Genomic DNA, 26,081 nt, shown 5'->3' with positions numbered 1-26,081 from the left:
CATACAACAGGGCAACACAGAGGTATGAAAAAACATTCACGCAGATCCATCATCAAATCAGGCACTTTAGCCGCTTTTAGTTTTAGTCCCCTAATAAGCAATTTGAATAAAGCTTTTGGCAACTCAACGTTGTTACGTGCAGAAGACCCGGTTGAAGACCTGGAATTATGGTACCAGAAGCCGGCAGAAAAATGGCTGGAAGCCCTGCCGGTTGGCAATGGTAAATTAGGCGGTATGGTGTTTGGCGGCCCCGTTCAGGAACGGATCAGTATAAGTGAAGATACGCTTTGGACAGGAGGCCCATACCAGCCCGCAGTAGAAGTGGCGCCTGAAACACTGGCCAGCATCAGAAAGCTTTCTTTTGAAGGAAAGTTCGCCGAAGCACAGGAACTGGTAAAGCAATTGCAGGGAAAACCGCACCGGCAGGCAGCCTATCAAACAGTAGGCGAAGTGCAGCTCAACTTTTCAGATATCACCGAAACGAGTGATTACCGGCGCAGTCTGAACCTGCAAAATGGCGTTGCAGGGGTGCAGTTTACAGCTAATGGCACTTTTTATAAACATAAAACATTTGCCAGCTATCCCGATCATGTTATTGTAACCCGCATTACTGCCGGCAAACCAATACATCTCACCATCACCTGCACGTCGCTGCACCCCGATAAAAAGCTGACTATAGCCGGCAATAACACCCTTATTATGGATGGCAAAAACGGCGACCTGGTAGTGGAAGGCGACGGTACCATTCCTGCTGCATTAACCTGGCAATGCCGGGTGCTGGTGCAGATAAGAGGAGGCGTACAAACGGCGGTTGACAATGGTATCCAGGTTATCGGGGCCGATGAAGTACTTATTCTTACAACAGCTGCTACCAGCTATGTCAGGTATAATGATGTCAGCGGCAAACCAGACCAGCTATGCGCTGCCGTTATCAAAAAATGCATTGCCAAGTCCTATGATATATTGTTCGAAGCACACCTGAAAGATTACCAGCCACTCTTTAACAAAGTAAAACTTAAGTTAACCAATCTGGCTCCGTCCAATTTGCCTACCACTGAAAGAATAAAGAATTTTGCCACGGGCAATGATCCTTCCCTGGCAGCGCTCTATTTTCAATATGGCCGGTACCTGTTGCTTACTTCCTCGCGGCCTGGTTCACAACCTGCCAATCTGCAGGGACGGTGGAACGATAGTTTATCCGCCTCGTGGGGTGGCAAATACACCGTGAACATCAATACAGAAATGAATTACTGGCCGGCACAGAAAACCAACCTGGCGTCCTGTGAACTGCCATTGCTGGAGTTGGTGAAAGACCTTGCCATCACGGGTCAGATAACGGCTCAAAAAACTTACCATGCGCGTGGCTGGGTTTGCCATCACAATACGGACCTGTGGCGTTCTACCGCACCCATTGATTCTGCTTTCTTTGGACAATGGCCAACAGGCGGGGCCTGGTTGTGTAACCACCTGTACCAGCATTACCTGTACAGCGGTGATACGGCTTATTTACAGGAACTGTATCCGCTGATGAAAGGTTCGGCCCGGTTCTTTTTCGATACCCTGGTACAGGAGCCCAAACATGGCTGGTATGTTACCAGTCCGTCGATGTCGCCGGAAAACGGACGCGCCAAAGGCGTTTCCAATTCACCTGGCCCCACCATGGATATGCAGATCCTGAGAGAATTGTTTACGCATTGTGCAACGGCAGCAGCTGTGCTGAAAAAAGATGCAGACTTTCAGAAAGCATGCAACGACATGGTATTTAAACTGGCGCCCGATCAGATCGGCAAAGGCGGACAGTTGCAGGAATGGCTGGATGATGTGGATATGGAAAGCGACAAATACGAACACCGGCATATGTCGCCCTTATATGGTTTATTCCCCGGTTATGAAATTACGTCCGACAGAACAGCCTTGTTTGCCGCAGCGCACAAACTAACGGAAATGCGTGGCTTTTTTGGCGAAGGTATGGGCTGGGCGCTGGCCTGGCGGTTGAATCTTTGGGCCCGTTTACAGGATGCAGGCAATTGCTGGAAACTGGTGAACAGTTTGATCAGTACAAAAACAGAACAGAATTTATTCGACAAACCGCATATTCAACTGGATGGAAATTTTGGCGGCACATCGGGCATAACCGAAATGCTGTTACAAAGCCATGCCGGTGCTGTTCATTTATTGCCGGCATTACCCGAAAAATGGAGTGAAGGCGCGCTGAGCGGTCTTTGCGCGCAAGGTGGTTTTGAAATTACCGGTCTTGAATGGAAGAACAGCCGCATCACGACATTAAAGATCCGGTCAACGCTGGGTGGCAATCTTCGATTGCAGGTACCTAATGAAATAGCTGTACCGGCATTATCGCCCATAAAACCTGCTGGCGGTGTGAACCCCAATCCGTTGTTTGCACCTATTAAAATGCCGGAAGCGTTAATAGCACCTGGTTCACCCATACAGAAACTGGAATTGAAGAAAACATGGATGTATGACTTGTCTACACAGAAGGGTCAGGTGTATGAGATCAAATTTGTATAATCAATAAGCGGATTGGTGGGGCTATCCTTTCTTTATCTCATACCATAGTTCCACCATTCCGCTTTTATAAGCTGTTACGGCTTTCAGGTGCAGCGCCTGCTCGTATCCTGAATGATCGAAAAAAGGAGTACCTGCGCCCAACACAATGGGCATTACCGACAACCTGAGCTCGTCGGCTAATTGTAACCGGATAAACCTCTTGGCCAGCATAGCCCCGCCCACCAGCCACACATTGTTATACTTCGGCTTTAGCCGTTCATTGACCAATATTTCCAGATCGCCGGAATACAATTCAATATTGGGTCTTTCAACTGGCAACTGTCTGTGCGTTACTACAATGGTTGGCACATCGCCATACGCCCACCCATAGGTCCCTGACAATTCCAGGGCATGCTCGAATGTTCGGGCGCCCATTACATAGCAATCTATTGTTTTAAGAAAGTCATTGGTTTGCTGTTCGGTCAGTTCAATCCCCTGCTCGTAGTGGTCGTTGGTTTCAAACCACGAAACACTATTGTCTCTTTTAGCAATAATGCCATCGAGGCTCGACACCATATGAATGGTTATTTTAAACTGAGTTGTCACCATATCTTAAAATTACACAAAGAAACTGAACGGACTGACTCAAATCATTTACCGGGTTGTTTCAGATCATTTCTCCCCCACCTTTCCCGAAGTAACTTCAATGTATTGGTCACAAAGATTGTTCAATGATGTGGCTTATAATCATATTAGGCACCCTGGTGCTATTGGTTTGCTGGCTGTTGGTTGCACCGGTTGAATTAGAAATTGATACCATACATGCACAGGCAGCAGTTCACTGGATAAGTATCGGAAGTGTTCGTGTATGGTATGAGGAGGAATGGTGGTTCAGTATACAGGTATTCTTCTTTCACAAAACAATGCCTTTCTCCCAAATGAAAAAAGGACCTAAAAAGGCAACGGCCACACTTGAAAATGGCAAACAGAAAAAGAAATTAAAAACCAAAAGCATACTAAAGAAAGTAACACAGGTGATCGGCTCCTTACAGATAACTGAATGGCGGCTGGCTATTGATTCGGGCGAGTACAATCTCAATGCCCGGTTATACCCTTTAAATTTCCTGTCATGGACCGCTGGTCACCTGTTTATTAATTTTCAGGGCAATAATTACCTGGTTGCCAAACTCAGGGCCCAGCCCTGGAAAATTGCCCTTGCTTTTATAAAATAATTCATTCACTCAAAAATATAAGATCATGTCAGTCAATCTTGATGAATCTGTAAAACAGCTTACAGATTTTCTAAAAAGCGAAGCAAAAACGGAAACAGTTGTAGGGCAATCATTCCAGTTAGGCGAATTCACCTGCGTTCCTGTTATCAGGTTCGGCATGGGACTTGGGTATGGTGGTGGCGAAGGAAAAGGCGTTCAGCCCGGAAAAGGCAATGGTGAAGGTACCGGTGGTGGCGCTGGTGGCGGCCTGGGTCTTGATCCTATAGGGTTTCTTGCCACCCGCGGCGATCAGATCTCTTTTATTCCTACCCACAGCAGCAAAGGCCTGAGCGCTGCATTTGAAAAACTGCCTGATGTACTGGAAAAAATGTTTGATAAGAAAAAAGAACAAAAGGCAGAAACACCGGCCTGAATCTGAAACGCTAAACGCAGAACGCTGAAGGCCGAACGCCGAATGCTAATTTTGTAAGAACCTCGCTCATTCGGGAATAAGCGTTAAGCGTTCTGCGTTAAGCCTCATAACTGTTACCCCATCAAATTAAAACTTCCCTTCTTCACTTCCCTGGTGCCATCCGTGAGCACCAGGGAAGCTGCATATACATATACGCCAATCGGTTGGGGCTTACCCTTGTAAGTTCCATCCCAGGCGCCATTGATATCGTTTGTTTCAAACACCTTCTCCCCCCCACTGGTTAAATATTACCAGCCGCATGGTTTGTATAACGTTGCTGAATACCATGTATACATCATTTTTACCATCATTATTAGGTGTAAACAGGTTAGGGAAAACTGTTTGGGTTGGCGAAGTATTGATAGCGGGCAGGATCACCAGCTCATTATGCCGAACTGATGTTGGTATAAGTACGGTTGCCGAGGTAGCGCTTTGCCAGGTATATGTTTGTCCTACTCCCCAGGAATTATTTTGAAAGCCCAACTACGAAAATATCGGCTTGCGCATCGGCATCTATGCCCCATTTGCCTTGAATGGTAGGTGAAATAATCTGCGTGTAAGCCACACAGGTACAGAAGGACATAATTAAGATGAGTACAGATTTTTTCATAAATACGGATTAATAGGGAACGTTTGCCAAATCAACTATCAATAACAGTATACGCAAGCCACATACATAATGTGCAGCCGCTAACGTTTTACACAAACTATCGCCTGGGCTATGCTTTTATCATCAAATACATGATGCTCTGAAATAGTGAACCACTGACTTACATAATTTTTAAATTCTTCCTTATTCCATTCCCGGTAATGAGCAGTGTTTTCGGGGGGACCGTAGTCACTCTTCCCCCTAACGGCATCTCTTTCGGGCGTACTTATTACCAGGTACCGGAAATTTACAGCCGCCAGGAAGTTCATCATTTCATCCGGATTCTTGATGTGTTCGATCACATCGGAGCAAATAACCAGGTCGTGGTGCAGCTCTGCCGGCTTTACATTATCAAACAATAGCCACTTGTGACCAGGGTATTTCTTATTCAAAAAACTATAAGCAGGCTCGGTTTCGATGCCGGTAAGCTGGTATTGACTGAACATGGTTATTAGTTTATAGGCTGAGCCGCAGCCTACGTCAAGCACAGAGGCCATGTTATGTTTTTGAGCCAGGGTAGCTGCCAGTTCATATACACTGCGCTGCCATTCATTGGTGCGGCCACTTGTATCGTCAAAATTTTCTGCACGGGTAGCATGGTGATAGCCTGCTTTAATGGAAAATTGTTGCCTGGGTTGTAAATAAATATTCAAACGGCCAAGCAACTTATAAAAATTTCTCCTGGTAATCCGGTACAATATAAAAAGACGATGAATCCAAATAGAATGAGCGCTCATTAATCAATTAGTTATGCTGAGTTAATGTATACCTTACAATCGCAACAACCCCACCTTGTATAAAGTATTCACCGGTTTGTTATCCCAAAACAATTCAAAGTCTTCGAGCCCGGCGGCGTTATAGCTGTCCATCACATCCTGTAAGGTCAACATTTTTGGATTATTTATTGAGAGTGCATTCAACATGCCCGCCAGCCAGTTGCCCTGTTCGCGATCAACACTGATGCTCACTTTGGCTCGTTTATCCTGAAAGGTTAGCGCCGTCATTTCCCAGCTATTGCCTTTTTTACTTTTTGTGAAATGTTCTACCATGGGCGGTTTGCCCAGGTATACGATGCGGCTGGTGGGTTTTGCAGCCGAGTAGATATCCTGCTCCAGAACTTTTTGAATATAGTCGGGCGCTACTTTGGTTTTTGGCACTTTAAATTCAAACCATTTTGACAACGGCTCATTAAGCCCTATGCCATGCATATAGTTGAACAGTGATTTCTTTAACCCGAAAGCAAACTCTTCATGTTCGGCGCCCGATTCATCGATGTGCACCAGGTCGTTATTGGCAAAAGCGCCCACCAGGGCCGATTCTTTTTTTACCTTGAATTTTTCCGGTTGCATGCCAACGGGGCTGTGCACCGTCATGGTAAACAAATGCCAGAAGGCCGATTGCAGAATACCGGCGGCGAACAGCTGCCTTACCATTTCGAGCGAGTCTATGGTTTCCTGTTCGGTTTGGGTGGGAAAACCATACATCAGGTACGCGTGAACCATAATGTCTGCCTCGGTAAAATGTTTGTTTACCTGGGCCACCTGTGCTACCGTAATGCCTTTCTGGATCAGTTCCAGCAGGCGGTCGCTGGCCACTTCCAGTCCGCCGGAAATGGCAATACAACCTGATCGTTTTAACAGCAGGCAAAGATCGCGGGTAAAGCTTTTTTCAAACCGTACATTGGCCCACCAACTCACAGTTAATTTGCGGCGGATGATCTCCAGCGCCAATGCCCGCATCATAGCCGGCGGCGCCGCTTCATCTACAAAGTGAAAACCATTCTGCCCCGTCTGTTTCATCATTTCTTCCATGCGGTCTACCAACAGTGAGGCGGCAATGGGTTCATAAAGCTTGATATAATCGAGGGAGATATCGCAAAAAGTACATTTGCCCCAATAGCAACCATGCGCCATGGTGAGTTTGTTCCACCGGCCATCGCTCCACATCCGGTGCATGGGGTTTACCACTTCAATGGCAGAGATGTATTTATCTAGCAGAAAATCGCTGTAATCGGGTGTGCCTACCTGCGATTGTTTGTAATCGGCGCAGCTGTTGTTGTTGATATACTGCACGGTTCCCTCCTGCAGCGTAAAGGTTCTTTTCAGATCTCCTGTTGCTTTATGGCCTTCCACCAGCTGCACCAGCTGTTCCAACGGCGCTTCGCCATCGTCGAGGGTAATGTAATCGTAGAACCCGAACACCCGCACATCTGAGAGCGAACGTAATTCGGTATTGGCGAAACCGCCCCCCATGGCCACTTTTACCCCGGGGTAGTTTTGTTTGATCCACTGGCCGCAGCGCAGCGAGCTGTACAGGTTGCCGGGAAAAGGAACGGAAATAGCAACCAGTTTGGGCTGCAATCTTTCCATGTGCGCTTTCAGCAGACGTATCAGCAATTCATCTACAAAAGTATACTCCTGTTGCAGGGCGGTATATAGATCGTCGAAGCTGTTGGCGGAGCGGCCCAGTTTTTCGGCATACCGGCTGAACCCGAAGTGTTCATCCACACATTCCCCTATCAGGTCACTCAGGTCTTCGAGGTACATCGTGGCAAAGTGCTTGCCTTTGTCCTGCGTGCCCATGGAGCCAAAGGCCCAGTCCAGGTCTTCCAGCTGTGCAAAACGGCTGGCCTCGGGTAAAAAATCACGTTTACAAATGCGGTGCGCCAGGGTTGGGTTGTGCCCCTGTAAAAACAACACTACATCATTGATGGTATGAATATAATCTTCCTGCAGGGCCACCATACGGGCGGCATTTTCAGAGAGTGGCTTATTGAGCTGGCTGATGCGGTTGAACAATTCCTGCAGCCCTTCCCGGCAGAACAGGGCCAGCGTTACCTCTATGCCCAGATCGCTCTGGAAGGAACGGATATTTTTAGTATTCAAAAACCCCTTCAGATAGGCCGTCGCCGGATACGGCGTGTTAAGCTGCGTAAAAGGCGGCGTAATCAAAAACACAGGAACGCTCAAGATCGAATAATTTCGGGCAAATTTACGCTAAAAAGCGGGTTTTAACGGGGTTTGGCAGCTGGTATTCTGATATAGCAGAATTCAGCCGATCTGCATCTTTTTCGGTACCCCCAAATCCTGTTGTTTTGCACTGAAAACGCTCAAGTCTTAACACAGAACGCTTAACGCGCAATACAAAAACGCTAAAAATTTTTATGGAAGTAAAACCTTTAACGGAAGCAGAAATACAGGCTATAAGAGCGGAAACTGCTGGTACAGCTGCACGCATTCACCTGAACAATGCCGGCGCTTCGTTACCACCGGATGTGGTTATAAAAACCATGGTCGATTTCCTGCGGGAAGAAGCCCTGTTGGGCGGTTATGAAATTGAGGCGAAATATAGAACCCAACTCGATCATACCCACGAACTGATCGCCCAACTGATCAACGCTAACCGCGATGAAATTGCCCTGGTAGAAAATGCCAGCGCCGCCTGGGACCTTGCGTTTAACGGGCTGCACTTTGAACCCGGCGACGAGGTGATCGTTTCTGAAATGGAATATATTTCTAATGTACTGGGATTGCTGAATGCGCAAAAAATGAATGGCATTGTCATTAAAGTGATCCCTAATAATGCTGCCGGCATTTTCCCGCTTCATGAACTGGAAGCAGCCATCACGGACAAAACCAAATTGATCGCAGTCACGCACATCCCTTCTACCGCAGGTAATGTATTACCCGCTGCCGCTATTGGTGAAATAGCCCGTAAACATAATGTTTTGTATCTGCTGGATGCCTGTCAATCGGTAGGACATGTACCCGTTGATGTACAAGCCATCGGTTGCGATCTGATGGCCGTAACAGGACGAAAATATTTACGCGGCCCCCGGGGCTCCGGCTTTTTATATGTACGCCAATCAATACAGGATAAACTCAGAGTTTTATTTTTCGATGGCCGCACGGTTACCAAAGTCACCCAACAGGATTTTATAGTGCGTGCAGATGCCCGGCGTTTTGAATGGTATGAAAAGAATCCAGCCATTGTACTTGGATTGCAAAAAGCGGTTGAATACCTGTTGAACATTGGGATAGACCGGGTATGGCAGCGAATCCGGTATATAGCCGATTTGTTCAGAGAACGGCTGCGCGAAATTGATGGCATTGTAGTGCATGACCAGGGCGATGTATTATGCGGAATTGTTACCTTTTCTGCAACCGGCATTGCTGCTAAAGACATCAGGGCGAAACTGGCCACAAAAAATATCAATGTGCATATCGGCCTGGCGCATTCCACCCTGTATTATATGAACCGGAAAGGGTTGAACGATATTGTACGTGCTTCTGTGCATTATTACAATACAGAAGAAGAAATAGAAATGGTATGCCGGGAATTGCGAACTTTATTATTATAAAACAACCGTATGAGTATGTCAAAATGGTTTGAACGGAAATTCGATTTCAGCTTTGATGTTGAACAGTATTCGACAATCTACCAACGTTTGCAGCAGGCGCCTGATACGCTGAAAACAATGTTGCAAAATATTCCGGAACCTATTCTTTCGCATCAGCCAGATGGCAAATGGTCGGTAAAAGAACACGTTGGACATCTGGCCCTGTTGGAACCTTTATGGAGAACCCGCATTCATGATATTCTGGAGAAAAAGCCAACCCTCACGCCTACTGACCTTGACAATAAAAAAACATCGGAAGCGGGGTTTAATTATTTTACCATTTCCGAACTGCTGCAACATTTTACTGATGAAAGAACGGAAACATTAACCCTGCTGAACAACATTCATGTAAAAGAGCAACAGGGCACCAGTCTGCACCCGCGAATGCAGCAACCCATGCGCATTATTGATATTTTGTATTTCACGGCGGAGCACGATGAGCATCATATGGGGGTTATTTCGGAAATCATCAAAGTTCTTACCAGGTAAAAACATTGGTAATGGCATAAGATTTTCAAGGGTTCTTAAAACCATTGTTTATGCAGCTTGAAGTGATGGGAAAACCACGCCGGTTGAAATGGTGGCAGAAAGTACTGTTGACAATTGCAGTTACAGCCCTGGGCAGACTTTCGGGCAGAAGGTCGAAGAAAAGCGAACGAAAACTGTATAAAGAATTGAAACAGGCGCCCTGGGCGCCGCCAGCCTGGGTATTTGGCCCCGCCTGGACAGTCAATAATTTTTTTGTGCTGCAGGCGCTGCACAAATTGATAAATGACACCGGTAGCCACAGGAAAAAACTGCTCACCCTCCAGGTGCTTATCTGGATCATCTTCTTTTCCTTCAACTATATTTATTTCAAACGTAAAAGCACCGTGCTGGCTGCACTGTGGACGATGACCGATACCATGTTGGCAGCCGCCAGCTTTACCATTGCCTTACGGCGTAATAAACAACTGGCCTGGCGTTACCTGCCATTGCTTGCCTGGACCGGTTTCGCCAGTAGCCTGGCCGGTTACCAGGTGCTCGAAAACCGCGATGTGTTGTTGAATACGCCGCCGTTATTACCAGCAGCAAAACAGGTGTTGAATGGGTTGAAATGAGATTCAAATTACTCCGCCATCGACTTATCCAAATAAGCATTTGCGTTATGCGACAGTGCAGTTTCAGGCAACCATTGCCACCAGATGCCAAGGTCTTTCTTTATAATGTTATAATAAAACGCAGGCAACTGTTTTGTTTCTCCGTCAAAATACTGTCTGAAGTTTTTGTCATTAATAAGTTGCTGCCTGATCTGCCGGTAAAATTTCAATCGTCCCCACCCTTCCGAAGAAATGGCCCGCATCAGGTTCATCCAGCGGGTCGTCATGCCATGTGTATGTATAAAGCGGCGATACAATGCTTTTGCCGAAAATGCATAATCCGTTACATCGATCACCTTATCATAAAAATCTACCCAATCATAATTTTTGGGTTTAATATTCATGGCCAGGTGATTGTTGAGAAAGTGAAAAGGGAATGGCAACACCCGCCCCTGTTTTTGATATTCCAGGTTCATGGGCGCCGCTTCACCAAAAGCGGTTAACAGGGAAAAACCCGGGAAAGCATTGGGTGATTGATCTATGAATCGTTTGGTCAATTCAAATGGTTCCGTGCCGGCATCGCTATCCAATCCCAATACAAAATTTGTTTGCACGTAAGGCACATATTGAAAGATCTTGTTAACGTGCTCCGACACCTGGTTCACTTTTTCCATTCCGGTAATATGCGAAGCCTTTGATTTATTGCCCAGGTCGTACCAGGATTCAATACCCGGCAACAAGGCAATAAAACCATTCTGTTGTAAAAGGTCCAGGTGTTTTACTGTAAGAATCGATAAACTGCTTTCTGCAATAAAATGAAAGCTTTTAGGCGGACCGGCCGAAGCAATAGCCTCCATATTTTCCTCAAACCGTACCCCAAAATTCGGGTCATGAAAGGCGATCCAGGGCTTTTTATATTTTGTACGTAAAAACTGAAGATCTGATCTGATGACTTGAAAATCCAACGGCTGGTAAGGCACTGTAGAATCTATACAAAACGAGCAGGTATAAGGACAGCCAACACTGCCAAGCATGGGCACTATCTGCAGAAAAGGCGCTTTCTTTAATGTAGGTTCTATAAATTTCCAGCGCTCCTGCACGCCACAAAAAACAGCCGGTTGTTTACCGGCACTCAATTGTATCCCTACAGGACGCTGCGGAACGCAGTTATTTAAAATATCAGTGATGATAGCGCGGCTGGTAAAACCCAGTACATAATCAAAATAAAGCGCTGCATCGTCGGGATAGCACCGGGCATGCGGTCCACCCAACACCGTTACTGCACCTTTGCTGCGATAATAGTTACTCAGGGCATAACCCAGCAGGGCAGCCTGGGTAAAGGTGCTGATAAATACCAGGTCAACTTCCTTCGGCAATTCTTTGGTCAGGTCTTCATAACCCGTATAGCAGATCATGGTCACCTCATGCCCTTCCTGTTCGCACCAGGTAGCTATTACCTGAGGCATAATACTGGCCAGGTTAGCGTGCATGATTTTAGCCCATAAAGTGCTGGCAGGGCCTTTACTTACGAGGTCAATCAACCCAATTTTTAGTGGCGGCATACCTATGGCTACATCTGGTGCTTATCCAAAGATGTTTACTATATAAAAATTAACAACAGCAATCCTCGATTTAAATGAAGAGAGATCTTTACCACCGGTTCTTATTGTAACCACCACCTCCTCTGTCATTTCTGGGTGAAAAGTTTTTACGTGCGGGTTTGTCTTCTTTGGGTCTTGCCTCTACAACCTTTATGGCTCTGCCTTCAACCATGGCCTGGTCAAGTTCTGCAATAGCTTTTTTAGCTTCTGCATCGTTGGGCATTTCAACAAAACCAAAACCACGTGATTTTCCGGTTTCCCTGTCCATAATAATCTTTGCTGAGGTTATTTCACCATAAGGGGCGAAAAAATCTTTCAGATCTTCATCCTGTACATTGAAACCTAAATTTGAAACATAAATGTTCATTGCTCACAATTGATAAATTAAAATAATCTCTGAGAAAGGCAACAAGTAAGACTAATAAAAATGCAGAACCAGCAATTCGATTAATGATTACTAATGCGAGGCTCAAAATTTACATACCTAAGGTAACGTTTTCTGTTGGCAACTGACTGTTATTTGTAGGTTTCTATTTGTTTTTGACCCGGTTTTGTCCGTTTTACTGTTAGATGGTTTGAAATCAGCAATTTAAGGGTATGTATTTAACAAAGCTGGTATCCTGGACTGACCTCCGTCAGCATTTTGGGCAGGGAAAGCCATAAACGATATGGTCTGATGCACCTGGCAGGGAAAGTGTTGCACTTGTGCGAGTAGGTGTTACACTTGCAGGAGTAAGCGTTACACCTGAGGGAGTAAGCGTTACACTTGCGCTGGCTCATAATAACATACTACTGCACCGCTCTTAAAGGTTTTTGTCTTTAAGAGTTTAAGAATAGTCTTAGCATGAATTTGCTTAAACAATGGCAAACCGCCTCCCAATATAACCGGGTGAATACAGAGTTGGAATTCATCAATCAAATTAAGATTCATTGCGGCTATAATTAAACCCGGGCTGCCCACTAAAAGATCTTTACCCGGTTGTTGTTTGAGTGCTGTAACTTCTTCTTTAAGATCCCGGTTCGCCAACCTGGCAGTTTCCCATTCTACATTTTTCAGCGTATGCGAAAAAACAACTTTTGGGATCTTATCCATTATCACGGCAAAATCATCCATCGCTTTGTTACCGGTAGGGCTTTGCACTACCGTTCGCCAGTATTCCATTAGTTGATAGGTTATCCTTCCATATAGAATAATGCCTGCATTATCTAACAGGTCAGCATAATGCTGATGTATTTCATCATCCGGATCTATTGCCGTATGGTCACAATACCCATCCAATGTCATATTGATGGCTGCGATTAGTTTTCTCATAATATGCCGGTTTAATTTGTAATTTAAAAACTATTCGCCGACTTTAGCAGGACCAAATTTTCCATATTTTTTAAGCTCACGTACAACTTCTGCACACAAACCAAATCCCGGATCATTATTACATGCTATACCGGAACAATTTCCATCTTTGTCTAAAATAAAATTGACCGAAACGATATAGGTTCCCTTTTTGAGATGATTTTTAACCGGCCTGAAGCCTTCAAGCCTTCTCTCAATAACTTTTACCACGGAAGAATCTGCCATATCGGAAGGAATCACTTTAGTAGTATAGGTCTTATGCTTTTCTTTTGTAATTTCTACACTTATCCGGCCTCCCTGGCCATAAATATTGGCAACACCTACAAAACAAAGTAGTATTAATGGAAAACTTTTCATTGTCAAGTGTTTTAACAAGGGATGGGCATTTGCTGCTTTATAAAATCAGGTTCAATATTATAAAAGAAAACTGAAATTTACACTCCTATGCAATCAGGTTTTGCGGCGGGCGGTTTATCTTTGATCGTAAACCAGCCATATGATCACCACTTTATATAAAGTAACCTTTTGTATTCTTCTTTCAGCATTGTCATGTATTACGCAGGCAACTGTTATTCCACCCGCCCCTGGCGGCGATCGCCCACAGGCAATAGAAATTGTATACGCAGCTACTGCACATCCCGATATTAAAAAGATAAAAGACTTTTGCCGGAGTCATGGTATCCCCTTATCGTGGGTTTACCAATGGCAAAACCGGGCGGTAATATTTGGTCATATGTCTAATGTGCGGGATAATCAGCAACGTTTGCAGCAGTTGTTCCCCAAAGCAACGGTTAAATTGTATGAAAACCCTTTTTACATATTCAGTAAACAGGACAACTGCCATGATAAAATAACCCCGGCCAAAGAATGGGATCATATTATCCTTACCGCCAACCTGGTGTCTGATACTACAAAGCAACGGGAGTATTTACAGTATCATGCCACGCAATTCAAACAATGGCCCGAGGTGTCGAAGGGTTTTTGCAATGCCGGGTTTGAACAGTTGCTGATCTTTAAGAACGGCAGGCAGCTGATGCTTGTTATCAGCATTCCCCAGGGCGCTGATTTTCAAAAAATGAATAGCAAAACCACTGAAAACAATCCGCGCGTAAATGACTGGAACAAGATGATGGCCCAATACCAGGAAGGTGTTAGTGGTACCAGGCCTGGAGAAACATGGGTGTTTTTTGAACAGGCGAAATAATAGAGTGACTAGTTCGCTTTCTCATTTTGGTGAGCCCGCATCTTCTGCTTAAAAAAAGCACCAGCGGATATCGCTTATGTTTGTTGTTTAGTCATCCAGGGCCCCCATGGTCATGTTGACGGTTGTTCCCATCAGTACACTTGCCTTATCGGAAGCCACAAAGACCGCTACATTCGCCATCTCCGCAAGTGTCATGAAACGTTTGGGATGGTTCATGCCTGCAAGATATGCAGTGAACTGTTCCCAGGTTACGCCCGCTGTAGCGGCCCTGCTTTCAAATATCTCCTTTATAGTTTCTGTCTCCGGCATGCCATGCGGCTGCAGACAAACCACGCGGATGCCCTGTGGCGCGAGCTCTTTAGACAGGTAACGGGTAAGCGCCTCCTTGGCAGCCTGTGACGGACCATACCCTCCGTTTGGGGTGCCTATTCTTGCGGGAGGCGCGGAAACGGTCATGATCACCCCGGATTTGTTCAGGAGCATGCGTCTTGCCGCTAAACGCGCCGTTAGAAAGTAGGATATGATATAGCTCGTGATCGGCATGATGAACTGTTTAAGGTCCATCTCAACCAGCGATGCCCCCAGGTAGCTGGTTGGCGAGTTTCCTATAGCATTGAACGAAATATCGATACAGCCCGCCTTTGCTACTACAAACTGCAAATGCTTATCGATAGCTTGCTCATCAAGAGCATCGACCTGCGCGGCTTCGGCCTCGCCGCCAGCAGACACGATATCCCTGGCAACTGCTTCTACAGGCGCCAGGCGGCGCCCGGTAAGAAAAAGCCGGGCCCCTTCCCGTGCAAAAGCACGTGCGACAGCACCGCCGATTTCGCCGCCCGCTCCATAGATCACGACTACTTTGTTTTTCAACTCATTCATAATTGCTTTTTTAAAATGTTGAGGAATTACATGTGAATGCTTCACGTGCATAACCATGACGTTTGGAGCTAACGTTTCCAGACATTTTAATTCCTGATTTTTCCTGTTGACCGGATGGTAAGGTTCAGGCCAGCCTAATGATGAAGGGAAGTATTTGAAGAAAGCCGTTTCCAATTACTAAAAACATACCGGTGGATGGCTTTCAGGCCAATAAACATGGGGATGGACACCACAGGAGCCATAGGACCTTTTGCCCTGAAGGTAGTGGTGCGGGTAATCTGGCAACCAACCTGGTTGTTATCCGTAAGCTCGAACTGTTCTAAAATTGATTCCACACAAGGGCCAAAGTATAAGTTGGTTTTCTCCAATTGGAACGACAGTTTATGGCCAGGTACCCACTCCGTAATGCGCTGCTGGATCGTGCCTTTATCAGACACACATTCCCGGGTACTTCCTACCCCGCCCTGACTATCGGGCAGCCTGCACTCCAGTGGTTTGGGCAGTCCGCAAAGCAAATAACAGGGTTGTTTGTCATCCATTTTGGAGTTGAAAAGCAACGGCCAGAGTTCTGCAGCGCTCGCGTTATAATTGTATGTAGTTTTTACGACCATGAATTGGCTTTTTTATTTACTCGGTTTATTTTTTTGAACCTGGAATATAGCCTCTTCCATATATTATAAATTTGTTTAACAGGCGCTACACCACGCGATACCATTAAACCAATATACAGCTTTTATTCAGTTCTCAAACTCTTTACGGGATTTGCCAATGCGGCTTTGATTGCCTGATAGCTTACGGTCAACAAGGTGATCAGCAAGGCGCCGGAACCTGTTGCAGCAAAGATCCACCAGGATAAGGAAGTACGGTAACTGTAGCTTTGCAGCCACTTGCTCATGAAATAATATCCCAGGAGTGGGGAAAGTCTACGGAAATGAACAGTTGGCTGTCCGGTTTTGGAGAATGAATGAAATAAAAATACCTGGCCCTTGTTGAAAGGACCAGGTATCATTATTTTCTGAAAGATCTTATTTTATAATATGCTTTGGCAGGTCAAAGATCTGCTCACAACAAACCTGGTCCATCACCTGCATCAATTGTGTTTTCAGCATAGCGATCACATGATCGCCGCCTGCATCGCCCAGTGCAGCTACGCTGTACATGAACGAACGGCCCATAAAGGTAAAATCGGCGCCACTGGCCATTACCCTCGCCACATCCGGACCTGAACGCAGGCCACTGTCCATCATGATCTTTATTTTACCTTTATAGTTATCAATGATCGGGTTCATCGATTTTATGGCCGACTGACCGGCATCCAACTGCCTGCCGCCGTGGTTGGAAACGATAATGCCGTCCACGCCCAGTTTGATGCACATTTCGGTATCGGCTTCGGTTGCAATGCCTTTAACTACAATTTTCCCCTTCCATTTATCACGAATGGGTGCTATTTTATCTGCATTCAACCTGCCTGCAAAAGTGCGGTTCATGAAAAGGCCCAGCTGTTTCATATTTAACCCTTTTGGCATGTAGGGCTTCAGGGTGGCAAAATTAGGCGTACCGTACTTCAGGGTTTTTAATGCCCACTCTGGCCGCGTCATGATCTGAAGAATATTTCTCAGAGTCATTCTGGGCGGCATGGCCAACCCGTTGCGGATGTCTCTTGGTCTGAACCCGAAAGAAGGTACATCGCTCAGCAACACCAATACGGGGTATTGAGCGGCTTCGAGCCGTTTTAAAATATCATCGCGCACTTCATTTTCGGCGGGATGGTACAGCTGGTACCAGGCCCGGCCTTCTGTGATCTGGCTGATGGTTTCAATATCTGCCGTAGTAACAGTACTCAGTATAAAAGGGATATTATGCGCTGAGGCGGCTTTGGCAAGAATCTGCGGTGAATTAGGCCAGATGAGCCCCTGAAGCCCGACAGGCGCAATTCCAAAAGGAGCATCGTACACATGACCAAACAATTCGGTCTGGAGGCTCGAACCCTTGTGTTTGCTCAGGTAATAAGGGGCCAGTTCCACCTCTCTGATCTCTGCCGTGTTTTTATGCAGGTTTACATCTTCATTACAGCCCCCATCGAGGTATTCAAAGGCAAATTTCGGGATTTTTCTCCTGGCTTTTTCGCGCAGGTCATCAATCGAAGGATAACTGGTGTTATACTTGACTGCAGGTGCTTGTTTACTCATTGACTTTTGGTTTCAAGTGCGCAAAATTAGGGCTTTTGTGGTAGCCAGCATCCTGTTCTATAGGTAAGATTTCCGGAAAATGGATTTTGTATCTTCCTGATAATCAAAATTTGCGGAAAGAAAAGCCAGCGCGCCGGTTATTTTTTATAAATGAATGCCTGCGCCTAAAGAAATATAATCGTATAAAGGGCTGCCTATTTTCAAATGTTCATATCCCAGATTGACATTATATCTTTTTAGATGAAACTTACCTCCCACTTCAAATTGATTAACCGCCACATGATTAATGCCACCCCATTGCTTTGACACATATAAACTAACGGGCTTCACTATAAATGTTTCTGCATCCAGCCCAAATGAAAATCCTCCTCTGTTTACATTATTACCAATGTAACACATGCCCATTTTCCAGCCTGCATTGAATCTTTCAAACCTTAACCTGTCATAACAGAAATACAGGTTAAACAAAGAAAGATTTGTATACTTGTTTTGGGTGGTATACTCAGCCAGCTCATGATATTGTCCCTGCAGGTAAAAGTACTGGAAGGGACGGATGTTGCAGGTAAGATGATTACCTATCAGATCTTTGTTGGAATAAAGAAACTTATTATCGATATCGAAACGGAAATGGATCCTTGAATCACTTACCGAATCAGTACTTTCATAGTTACCCGAGTAGTGGTTATAATAGGGATATTTTGTAACCTTACTGTGTAAGTGATCTTCTAATCTGTAACTACCTACTACAGAATAATAAGTGGCATATGCCAGGCCGGTCACTATCCCTTCCAAAACAATAATGCCAAGTGTTTTATCTTCTGTACAGGTTGAAGACTGGACCGAATGCCGGGAATTGCCCGATTGATCTGCTTTACGGCTTTCTCTTCTGTTACCGCTTTTTACTTCCTGTTTTGACCTTTCTATTTTATCCTGCGAAAAACCCCGGAGTGAACCAAGTGACAATACCAACAGTACAATCAGCTTAACCAATTCTTTCATACAACCAGATTAAATCCATTTATATATTAATGAAGGACATCGCTACCATCAGCCAAAATATAACGTTCCCCTCAATATTCGAAGTCCGAAAAGGTTAAATAAGAATCAAAAGCCAGCGAAAGATACTCACGAGTTTTTTTTACCTTGTAGATAAATAAGATTCCATGCCATATATTCCATTAAACGAAAACCTGCCGGGAATTACCGGTCTGCTCGACTATCGTCTCGATACCGCGCTGCCCATTCGCCAACTCACCCAAATCCTGCTTCGGGGAGAATCAACGCTCACTGAGGGCGAACGCGAGTTGATCGCTACCGTTGTTAGCCATGGCAACGAATGCCAATTTTGCACCGCCGCGCATACTGCTGCCGCTAATGCCTACCTGCCCGATCCATCGGTTGCAGAACAGGTGAAAACAGATATAGCAACCGCAGCCGTAAGTGAAAAAATGAAAGCCCTCCTCACAATCGCTAAAGCCGTTGGCAGGAATGGCCGCCTGGTAACGCCCGAAATGGTGCAAACCGCCCGGAACCAGGGTGCTACCGACCGCGAGTTGCACGATACGGTTCTCATAGCAGCTCTCTTCAGCTTCTATAACCGGTACGTGGATGGGCTCGCCACCGTCACGCCCGACGATCCGGCCTTCTACGACCGGCTTGGCGGCATTCTGCAGAAAAAAGGCTATTTACCATCCGAAGACAGATATGCAGGGCTTGTTCAATGATTGCGCCGTTACCTGGTATACTTAAAATCAAATTCATTCTCCAACAGGCTTGCTATTTGTAACACATTGCCAGGCTGCCAAAAATTGTCACATTTCGCGGGATTATCATAACGATAAAACCTGTACCCCGTCGAGGTGGCTATTTCAAAGTCATAAGAGATACCATCGGTTCCTCCCTCACAACTATACCCGGTAATTGCTGTGTCATGTGGTAATGTAACTATTCCTAATTTAAATAAACTATCGATCAGAACACGCCATCCGGAGCGGGGAGAAACTTTCCTGAGTTTTTTAACAGGATGATGCTTCCCGGTTTCATCACTAAAACTCACCAGTTGTCCTGTCCAATCCTGGTCTTTATATTTCAGGATCACAACATGTCTTACCCTGGCCAGTGAATGGCCTAACCAAATGCGGATCTGCAAAGAGTCATAACCTGCTTCCAGGGAGTCAAGCTGCAGCGAGTTGGCATCCTCATTTATATATTTATAAGAATACTCATCAGGCACCTCTCTTACAAAACCGGGAGGTATTGTTTTGTTTACGTACCGGGGCTCAGGCGTATGCGTGCACATGCAAAGTGAGCCTGATGATATTAGTAAAATCAGGTATAGTAAAAGGTGCTTTGGCATTGAACAGAGATGCTTATAATGACAAAATCCACACCCTAAGCAGAAACATGCAATGAGGGTAAGTGTAATAATTTATTTAAATGTGTGTAGCCGTCAATGGCAAATGAAATGGCAATACGTCCTGTTTGCCTTGTAGAAAAAAATATTTCAATTCAGCATCCCGCCGCTAGGGGTATTATCAGCATTATCGTTTTATTGTAATAGAAACAGTAAATCCCTTACACTGACTATTTCTTATCCCGAATTTGGAAAGATCATCCTTATAACCCTGCCAAAACAGATTGCTTATGAGCGTTCCGACAACGCCCGCCGGTATCCATCTATCTTTTCCCCATTGTTGCTTTCTTGTATTGTTGTTTGGTTGCCTGTTGGGCGAAACAAATGGCCTGCAGGCACAGAACAGGATGATCCATGGATTCGTAATCAACCGCTTGTCTAAAGAGATTATTCCCTTTGCCAGTATTTCCTGGAAACAAACTAAAAAAGGCGCTTTAACAGATAGTTCCGGGCGCTTCCAACTGTCAATGCCCGGCACAGAACAAGACACCCTCATTATCAGCCATGTTGGGTTTACAACGGTGCAAATTCCCCTTTCAAAAAACGATACTGCCACTTTGCTGGTGGAGTTAGCGCTCAAACAGTTTGATGGCGTTGTTGTTTCAAGCCGGTATAACCGCGGGCTGTTTTGGTGGAATAAAGTGGTGCAGCACAAAGACATCAACAATCCTGCTAATTTCAATAACAGTTCTTATCAATTGTATAAAAAGCTGGAAGTGGGTTTGAACAATGTGAATCGCGAAAAACTGACACATGGGGTTTTAAAACCATTTGAATTTGTATTTGACAATATGGACACTTCGGGCAGTAAACCCTACCTGCCGGTTTATATGACCGAAACTTTATCAAAATGTTTTTCCTCCGGTAACCCCGGCAAAAAAAGAGAGAGGATCCTGGCTGTTCAAACCACCGGGATCAAAAGCGATGTAGTACTTCAATTTATAGAGGGGGTTAACCACACTACAAATGTTTACGAAAACAGCATTATGTTGTTCGGAAAAGAGTTTATCAGTCCATTCAGCAATCATGCCGATGCTTATTATAATTTCAGAGCAGCAGATACCCTGGTGAATGGCGGTAAAAAATACCTGCATTTATTCTTTACCCCCAGGCATGAAGGTGAAAATACCTTTTCAGGTGATTGCTGGTTATACAGCCCTACCTGGGCAATACAAAAGGTTACATTTGACATTTCGCCCACTGCCAATATTAACTATGTTAACCGGTTGACCATCTCCCAGGAATTCACGCAGCTCAACAGCAGGACCTGGGTATTTTCAAAGGACAAAATAATAGCAGACATTTCCCTGCACAAAAAAGACAAGCAAAGCCTGCTGATACATCAAACCGTTGCTTATAAAGATGTTCATATTAACGACCCTGCCATTGCAGCGCTGCTTGACAACAATACCGAAAAAGAACAGGTATCTGTAAATGACAGCGCCCGGATGCGCACAGCGGATTACTGGCAGCAGGAACGCCCCGAACCATTGACCATCAGCGAACAGAAGGTATATAAGATGATAGATACCCTTAGCCAATTACCCCTGTTTAAGCAATACACCAATACCATGGGCTTTATTGTAGGAGGCTGCAAAAAAATAGGTATTATTGAAATTGGTCCCTGGTATAAATGGATCAGCGCCAGCCAGCTTGAAAAATGGCGGTTGCGGTTCGACCTTGGTACTACCGAGCAATTCAGTAAATCGCTGTACCTGCATAGTTATATTGCCTATGGACTGGGCGATCACAAACTAAAGGGCAAGGCAGAAGGCAGGTACACATTACCCGGCAACAGCGGGTATTCTTTTCAGGCATCTTACCTGCACGACCTCGATAATGGTGGCGTGGCCCCGAACGACGATGGGGTGAGTATGGATAATATGTTCAGTCAGTTGATACGCCGGCCGAACATTCGTCAGAAATTTCTCGAGGTAGATGAAGTGAAAGCCGGTATTACCAAAGAATGGAGCAACCGGTTGTCGGCCAGGATATTTATGACCCGTACCAGTTATGAAACCTTTACGCCACTGCCACCCAAAAAACTGCTTTCTATAAATCAAAATGATATCGACAATACTGAGCTTTCTTTAAGCGTACGGTATGCGCCCGGTGAAAAGAAGTTGGTTACCCGTCGCAAAACCATCCGGCGTTTTGGGAAAGCCCCTGTATTGGAAGCGCAATATATGACCGGGATGAAGGGATTGTTTGGCGGTCAGTATAAATATCATAAAATGAATATTGCAATGAGCCAGCACCTGCGGCTTACCGGTTGGGGCAAAATCGACTACCAGGCATATGCCGGAAAAATCTGGAGCGGCGCATTGCCTTTTATGTTACTGGAAGTACACCCGGGCAATGAGACCTATTATTATTCCAAACAGGCATTCAACCTTATGAACCGGTTTGAATATTTCAGCGACCGGTATGCCGGCTTCTCCATAGAACATAATTTTGAGAAGAAGTTATTGAACCTGTTGCCCTTTATGCGAAAAGTGAATGTCCGGCAGTTTTGGAATATCAAGGCTGTGTGTGGCGACCTGTCGCCTGAAAACAAAAAATTAAATTGCCGGGAATACAGCAATTACCGGCTCACGTCGCTGCAAGCCAGACCCTATGTTGAAGTGGGTACTGGTTTGGATAATATCTTTCGCTTTTTCAGAGCAGACCTTGTATGGCGGTTAAAAAACAGGGCATATATGCCTACCGGGCCGCAACAACCACCCATTGCCAAATTCGGCGTATTTGGGAGTTTTCATGTACAATTTTAAGGCGGGTTTATGTAATTGCTTTTTCTCCTGCATCTGTTTCTAAAACAGCCAATGAAAACTTTATTAACACTGCTATTGCTGTGTGCAGGCACGGCTTTGCTTCATGCACAAATAACCATTACAGGTAAAATCACTGATGAAAAGGGCGCGCCGCTAAATGGCGCCAGCATCACGATTAAGGGTACAGGTAAAAGTACAGTAAGCGATGTAAATGGGTTTTATTCAATACAGGTACCGGATCAGAAATCAATCCTTGTCTTTACAAGAGTGGGGCTCGATGCACAGGAAATTCAGATCAAAGGAAACAAAGTGATCAATGTACAACTCAAATCGTCAATAAAAAGCCTTGACGAAGTGGTGGTAGTTGGTTATGGAATAAAAAAAAGAAGAGACGTGACAGGTTCTGTAGCACCAAGTGCACTTCAGGGAAGTGTCGCAGGAGTAAGTGTCAGCGGACAACCGCGTAATTCAGGCCATCCCAAAGATGAAGACTATAACAGAGAAGGATACGATAATATCAAGGAGAATGAATTTCAGCAAGTCACAGATCATCCGCTATCCACTTTTTCTATCGATGTTGATGCCGCGTCGTACAGTAATATTCGCCGGTTGGTCAATGATGGCCGGCTTCCTGCTCCGGGCGCTGTCCGCATTGAAGAAATGATCAACTACTTTTCATACAATTATCCGCAACCTTCCAATGACAAACCATTCGCAGTAACCACGGAATCGGCAAAATGCCCCTGGAACGACAATCATCAACTGGTAATGATCGGGCTGCAGGGAAAGAAAATAGATGTTGATAAACTACCTCCTTCCAACCTCGTTTTTCTCATCGATGTAAGTGGCAGTATGGAGGAAGAAAATAAGTTACCGCTGGTTAAATCGTCGTTGAGCTTATTAGCAGAACAATTGCGGTCCGAAGATAAAATTGCCATTGTGGTATATGCAGGCAATGCAGGTCTGGTGCTGCCTTCTACAAATGATAAATACAAGATCAGGGAGGCGATCAATTCGCTGGAAGCCGGAGGATCAACAGCAGGCGGCGCCGGGATAAAACTCGCTTACCAGACTGCGCAACAAAATTTCCTGAAAACCGGCAACAACCGCGTAATACTTTGCACCGATGGTGACTTTAACGTAGGCGCCAGCAGTGATGATGAGCTGGAAAACCTGATTGAGCAGGAACGCTCCACCGGCGTATACCTACGGTGCTTGGATTTGGCACTGGCAACTACCAGGATGCGAAGATGCAAAAGCTGGCTGATAAAGGCAATGGCAATCATGCTTACATCGATAATTTAAGTGAAGCGAAAAAAGTACTGATCAGCGAATTTGGCGGAACACTTTTCACCATTGCGAAAGATGTAAAGCTGCAGATTGAATTCAACCCTGCCCAGGTAAAAGGATACAGGCTTATTGGGTATGAAAACAGGATGCTTGCCGCAGCCGATTTTAACAATGATAAAAAAGATGCGGGCGATATGGGCAGCAATCATACAGTTACTGCTTTGTACGAAATTATCCCGGCCAATGCAGCAGATGACGATGAATTGGAAACCATTGATCCCTTGCGTTACCAAAGTCAAAAAACCAAAAAGCAATCCACCTCCTTTTCCAATGAATTAATGTTTGTGAAGATCCGTTATAAAAAGCCGGATGAAGAGAAAAGCAACCTGATGGAAGTGTCGGTAAAAGACGAGTCCCGGGCGGCCAGTAATAACCTGCGCTTTGCCTCGGCAGTGGCGGCTTTTGGAATGGTGCTCAGAAATTCGGAGTTCAAAGGAAGCAGCAATTATAAACTGGTAAAATCTTTGGCCACCGGTAGTATCGATGATAACAGTGATGCCTACAAAAAAGAATTCCTGGAACTGGTGAAAAAAGCAGAGCACCTGAAAGCTACTGCTAAGGTTGACGAAGAGTGAATTCTAAACCCGGTATGTAAAAAAGCTTCAGGTTAAAAGGCCTGAAGCTTTCTTTATTAAAATAGGTAGATATCCTTCCGGAATTAAAATCTAACAGCTCTTTTGAAACCAGACCTATTACGGCTCCTGGTTGAAGAACGGTTGGCCGACTGGTTATTGTTACCGGTTGGTTTGAAGTCAGGCCGGTTGTTACCAGCGTTAGTAACATTCTTAAATGGATGTTCGCTGATTACAGGAACTGATTTTTTGATCAGCTTTTCAATATCGCGTAAGTATGCTTTTTCTTCCTGGTCGCAAAATGAAACGGCCATCCCGTTTGCACCCGCGCGTCCTGTACGGCCTATGCGATGTACATATGTTTCGGCCACTTCAGGCAGATCGTAATTAATTACATGCGACAGTTCATCAATATCTATACCTCTTGCAGCAATATCCGTTGCTACCAGTACCTGGATCTGCCTTGATCTGAACTTCAGCAAAGCTGTCTGCCTCGCTTGTTGCGATTTATTACCGTGAATAGCAGCTGCGCTGATCCCGAAATTATTCAATTCCTTGGCTACCCTGTCGGCGCCATGTTTGGTACGTGTAAACACCAACGCCATAGGAATATCCGTATCAGCCAGCAAATGCTTTAACAAAGATTGCTTACTGGTTTTGGGAACAAAATAAACAGCCTGGCGAACAGTTTCAGCGGTAGATGAAACAGGCGTTACTTCTATACTAACAGGGTTCGTTAAAAGCGTATTTGCCAATTGGCGAATTGCAGGGGCCATGGTGGCAGAAAAGAATAGCGTTTGTCTTTGCTTAGGCACTTTTGCCATGATCTTTTTAACATCATGCACAAACCCCATATCCAGCATACGATCGGCTTCATCCAGGATCAATAACCGGATACTGCCCAGGTTCACAAAACGCTGATCGATCAGATCGAGCAAACGTCCGGGTGTGGCAACTAAAATATCCACGCCTCTGCGCAGGGTGGTCACCTGTGCCTGCTGCGAAACGCCGCCGAAGATCACTGCATGTCTTAATCCGGTAAACTTTCCGTAGGCATCCAGGCTTTCCTTTATTTGAATAGCCAATTCCCTGGTAGGAGTAAGAATGAGTGCTTTTATCGTATTATCAGGTGCTTTTGCAGCCTGCTTTTGTTCATGTAATATTTGTAACACAGGAATGGCAAAAGCGGCCGTTTTACCGGTGCCTGTTCGTGCACAACCGAATAGGTCTTTACGTTGCAGAACCAGTGGAATTGCCTGTTCCTGAATAGGTGTAGGAGTTGTATAACCTTCGTTGTTAAGAGCTCTTAATATGGGCTCAATGACGTTTAAATTTTGAAATGACAATGGTTGAAATTTAATAAATAATAGTAGGTAAGCTGTTGATATGTAACAGGTTCCAGGCTTAGAATCTTACCTTCACAAATGTTGAAA

General features: G+C 45.1%; 28 protein-coding genes. 11 read left to right on the top strand and 17 right to left on the bottom strand.

Features of this window, described 5'->3' with window-relative positions; all coding sequences use genetic code 11:
* Positions 1 to 24 precede the first annotated feature (24 nt).
* On the top strand, positions 25 to 2,529 hold the full coding sequence (locus NIAKO_RS08355) for a glycoside hydrolase family 95 protein (protein WP_014217974.1): 2,505 nt from the start codon (positions 25 to 27) through the stop codon (positions 2,527 to 2,529).
* A gap of 21 nt (positions 2,530 to 2,550) precedes the next feature.
* Here NIAKO_RS08355 and NIAKO_RS08350 read toward each other — a convergent pair whose 3' ends face one another.
* Positions 2,551 to 3,117: a dihydrofolate reductase family protein gene (locus NIAKO_RS08350; protein WP_014217973.1), complete on the bottom strand. Its 567-nt coding sequence runs from the start codon at positions 3,115 to 3,117 to the stop codon at positions 2,551 to 2,553.
* A gap of 122 nt (positions 3,118 to 3,239) precedes the next feature.
* Between NIAKO_RS08350 and NIAKO_RS08345 the strand changes: the two genes are divergently transcribed.
* Both NIAKO_RS08345 and NIAKO_RS08340 read left to right on the top strand, forming a co-directional pair.
* Positions 3,240 to 3,740 carry a hypothetical protein gene (locus NIAKO_RS08345; protein WP_014217972.1) on the top strand — a complete coding sequence of 167 codons (501 nt, stop codon included), beginning with the start codon at positions 3,240 to 3,242 and terminating at the stop codon, positions 3,738 to 3,740.
* 25 nt (positions 3,741 to 3,765) lie between these two features.
* Entirely contained in the window at positions 3,766 to 4,152 is a 387-nt protein-coding gene (locus NIAKO_RS08340; protein WP_014217971.1) for a GerW family sporulation protein, read from the top strand.
* Between the two features lie 113 nt (positions 4,153 to 4,265).
* Here NIAKO_RS08340 and NIAKO_RS37695 read toward each other — a convergent pair whose 3' ends face one another.
* The 5 genes from NIAKO_RS37695 to NIAKO_RS08325 form a co-directional block, all read right to left on the bottom strand.
* The gene (locus NIAKO_RS37695) at positions 4,266 to 4,415 is read right to left on the bottom strand and encodes a T9SS type B sorting domain-containing protein (RefSeq protein WP_081196013.1); all 150 of its coding nucleotides are present in this window, start codon (positions 4,413 to 4,415) and stop codon (positions 4,266 to 4,268) included.
* On the bottom strand, positions 4,408 to 4,674 hold the full coding sequence (locus NIAKO_RS39560; RefSeq protein WP_041346508.1) for a T9SS type B sorting domain-containing protein: 267 nt from the start codon (positions 4,672 to 4,674) through the stop codon (positions 4,408 to 4,410). The genes NIAKO_RS37695 and NIAKO_RS39560 overlap by 8 nt, the downstream gene beginning before the upstream one ends.
* Entirely contained in the window at positions 4,658 to 4,801 is a 144-nt protein-coding gene (locus tag NIAKO_RS38440; protein ID WP_014217970.1) for a hypothetical protein, read from the bottom strand. Before NIAKO_RS38440 ends, NIAKO_RS39560 begins: the two co-directional genes overlap by 17 nt.
* A gap of 80 nt (positions 4,802 to 4,881) precedes the next feature.
* Positions 4,882 to 5,493, bottom strand: coding sequence for a class I SAM-dependent methyltransferase (locus NIAKO_RS08330; protein ID WP_165761336.1), 612 nt, complete (start codon positions 5,491 to 5,493; stop codon positions 4,882 to 4,884).
* Positions 5,494 to 5,610: 117 nt separating this feature from the next.
* Positions 5,611 to 7,809 carry a B12-binding domain-containing radical SAM protein gene (locus NIAKO_RS08325; RefSeq protein WP_014217968.1) on the bottom strand — a complete coding sequence of 733 codons (2,199 nt, stop codon included), beginning with the start codon at positions 7,807 to 7,809 and terminating at the stop codon, positions 5,611 to 5,613.
* A gap of 194 nt (positions 7,810 to 8,003) precedes the next feature.
* Here NIAKO_RS08325 and NIAKO_RS08320 point away from each other — a divergent pair, with 194 nt between their 5' ends.
* From NIAKO_RS08320 to NIAKO_RS08310, 3 genes are read left to right on the top strand one after another with little or no spacing between them, the layout of a single operon-like run.
* Entirely contained in the window at positions 8,004 to 9,200 is a 1,197-nt protein-coding gene (locus NIAKO_RS08320) for an aminotransferase class V-fold PLP-dependent enzyme (protein ID WP_014217967.1), read from the top strand.
* A gap of 15 nt (positions 9,201 to 9,215) precedes the next feature.
* Positions 9,216 to 9,728: a DinB family protein gene (locus tag NIAKO_RS08315; RefSeq protein ID WP_049815483.1), complete on the top strand. Its 513-nt coding sequence runs from the start codon at positions 9,216 to 9,218 to the stop codon at positions 9,726 to 9,728.
* Positions 9,729 to 9,778: 50 nt separating this feature from the next.
* On the top strand, positions 9,779 to 10,339 hold the full coding sequence (locus NIAKO_RS08310) for a TspO/MBR family protein (RefSeq protein ID WP_014217965.1): 561 nt from the start codon (positions 9,779 to 9,781) through the stop codon (positions 10,337 to 10,339).
* Positions 10,340 to 10,347: 8 nt separating this feature from the next.
* Here NIAKO_RS08310 and NIAKO_RS08305 read toward each other — a convergent pair whose 3' ends face one another.
* From NIAKO_RS08305 to NIAKO_RS08290, 4 genes are all read right to left on the bottom strand, one after another.
* Positions 10,348 to 11,880, bottom strand: a complete 1,533-nt coding sequence (locus NIAKO_RS08305) for a B12-binding domain-containing radical SAM protein (protein WP_014217964.1) — start codon at positions 11,878 to 11,880, stop codon at positions 10,348 to 10,350.
* Positions 11,881 to 11,968: 88 nt separating this feature from the next.
* Positions 11,969 to 12,286: an RNA recognition motif domain-containing protein gene (locus NIAKO_RS08300; RefSeq protein ID WP_014217963.1), complete on the bottom strand. Its 318-nt coding sequence runs from the start codon at positions 12,284 to 12,286 to the stop codon at positions 11,969 to 11,971.
* Between the two features lie 393 nt (positions 12,287 to 12,679).
* Positions 12,680 to 13,231 carry a dihydrofolate reductase family protein gene (locus NIAKO_RS08295; protein WP_014217962.1) on the bottom strand — a complete coding sequence of 184 codons (552 nt, stop codon included), beginning with the start codon at positions 13,229 to 13,231 and terminating at the stop codon, positions 12,680 to 12,682.
* Positions 13,232 to 13,261: 30 nt separating this feature from the next.
* Positions 13,262 to 13,627, bottom strand: coding sequence for a hypothetical protein (locus NIAKO_RS08290; protein ID WP_014217961.1), 366 nt, complete (start codon positions 13,625 to 13,627; stop codon positions 13,262 to 13,264).
* 139 nt (positions 13,628 to 13,766) lie between these two features.
* Between NIAKO_RS08290 and NIAKO_RS08285 the strand changes: the two genes are divergently transcribed.
* Complete coding sequence (locus tag NIAKO_RS08285; RefSeq protein WP_014217960.1) at positions 13,767 to 14,474, top strand: L-rhamnose mutarotase; 708 nt, start codon at positions 13,767 to 13,769, stop codon at positions 14,472 to 14,474.
* Between the two features lie 87 nt (positions 14,475 to 14,561).
* Here NIAKO_RS08285 and NIAKO_RS08280 read toward each other — a convergent pair whose 3' ends face one another.
* The 5 genes from NIAKO_RS08280 to NIAKO_RS08260 all read right to left on the bottom strand — a co-directional run bounded on the left by NIAKO_RS08280 (position 14,562) and on the right by NIAKO_RS08260 (position 18,541).
* A complete protein-coding gene (locus NIAKO_RS08280; protein WP_207622478.1) occupies positions 14,562 to 15,527 on the bottom strand; it encodes an SDR family NAD(P)-dependent oxidoreductase in 966 nt (321 codons plus the stop codon).
* Positions 15,488 to 15,964: an SRPBCC family protein gene (locus NIAKO_RS08275; RefSeq protein WP_014217958.1), complete on the bottom strand. Its 477-nt coding sequence runs from the start codon at positions 15,962 to 15,964 to the stop codon at positions 15,488 to 15,490. Before NIAKO_RS08275 ends, NIAKO_RS08280 begins: the two co-directional genes overlap by 40 nt.
* A 122-nt stretch (positions 15,965 to 16,086) precedes the next feature.
* On the bottom strand, positions 16,087 to 16,362 hold the full coding sequence (locus NIAKO_RS08270; protein ID WP_041346505.1) for an ABC transporter permease: 276 nt from the start codon (positions 16,360 to 16,362) through the stop codon (positions 16,087 to 16,089).
* A 16-nt stretch (positions 16,363 to 16,378) separates the two neighbouring features.
* Positions 16,379 to 17,542, bottom strand: coding sequence for an alpha-hydroxy acid oxidase (locus tag NIAKO_RS08265; RefSeq protein WP_014217957.1), 1,164 nt, complete (start codon positions 17,540 to 17,542; stop codon positions 16,379 to 16,381).
* 144 nt (positions 17,543 to 17,686) lie between these two features.
* Positions 17,687 to 18,541, bottom strand: coding sequence for a hypothetical protein (locus tag NIAKO_RS08260; RefSeq protein ID WP_014217956.1), 855 nt, complete (start codon positions 18,539 to 18,541; stop codon positions 17,687 to 17,689).
* A 164-nt stretch (positions 18,542 to 18,705) separates the two neighbouring features.
* On the opposite strand from NIAKO_RS08260, the gene NIAKO_RS08255 reads away from it, so the two are divergent.
* Positions 18,706 to 19,266, top strand: coding sequence for a carboxymuconolactone decarboxylase family protein (locus NIAKO_RS08255; RefSeq protein WP_014217955.1), 561 nt, complete (start codon positions 18,706 to 18,708; stop codon positions 19,264 to 19,266).
* 8 nt (positions 19,267 to 19,274) lie between these two features.
* Here the strand turns inward: NIAKO_RS08255 and NIAKO_RS08250 are convergent, their stop codons facing one another.
* Positions 19,275 to 19,841, bottom strand: a complete 567-nt coding sequence (locus NIAKO_RS08250; protein WP_014217954.1) for a hypothetical protein — start codon at positions 19,839 to 19,841, stop codon at positions 19,275 to 19,277.
* A 344-nt stretch (positions 19,842 to 20,185) separates the two neighbouring features.
* Between NIAKO_RS08250 and NIAKO_RS08245 the strand changes: the two genes are divergently transcribed.
* From NIAKO_RS08245 to NIAKO_RS39290, 3 genes are read left to right on the top strand one after another with little or no spacing between them, the layout of a single operon-like run.
* On the top strand, positions 20,186 to 22,726 hold the full coding sequence (locus tag NIAKO_RS08245; RefSeq protein WP_014217953.1) for a DUF5686 and carboxypeptidase-like regulatory domain-containing protein: 2,541 nt from the start codon (positions 20,186 to 20,188) through the stop codon (positions 22,724 to 22,726).
* A gap of 51 nt (positions 22,727 to 22,777) precedes the next feature.
* Positions 22,778 to 24,031, top strand: coding sequence for a vWA domain-containing protein (locus NIAKO_RS39295; protein ID WP_242675528.1), 1,254 nt, complete (start codon positions 22,778 to 22,780; stop codon positions 24,029 to 24,031).
* Complete coding sequence (locus NIAKO_RS39290) at positions 23,977 to 24,651, top strand: YfbK domain-containing protein (RefSeq protein WP_242675529.1); 675 nt, start codon at positions 23,977 to 23,979, stop codon at positions 24,649 to 24,651. Before NIAKO_RS39295 ends, NIAKO_RS39290 begins: the two co-directional genes overlap by 55 nt.
* An 83-nt stretch (positions 24,652 to 24,734) precedes the next feature.
* Here the strand turns inward: NIAKO_RS39290 and NIAKO_RS08235 are convergent, their stop codons facing one another.
* Entirely contained in the window at positions 24,735 to 25,994 is a 1,260-nt protein-coding gene (locus NIAKO_RS08235; protein WP_014217952.1) for a DEAD/DEAH box helicase, read from the bottom strand.
* Between the last annotated feature and the right edge of the window lie 87 nt (positions 25,995 to 26,081).

This window comes from Niastella koreensis GR20-10 (assembly GCF_000246855.1).
GTDB classification, from domain to species: domain Bacteria; phylum Bacteroidota; class Bacteroidia; order Chitinophagales; family Chitinophagaceae; genus Niastella; species Niastella koreensis.
This window is presented reverse-complemented; position numbering and strand designations above follow the sequence as displayed.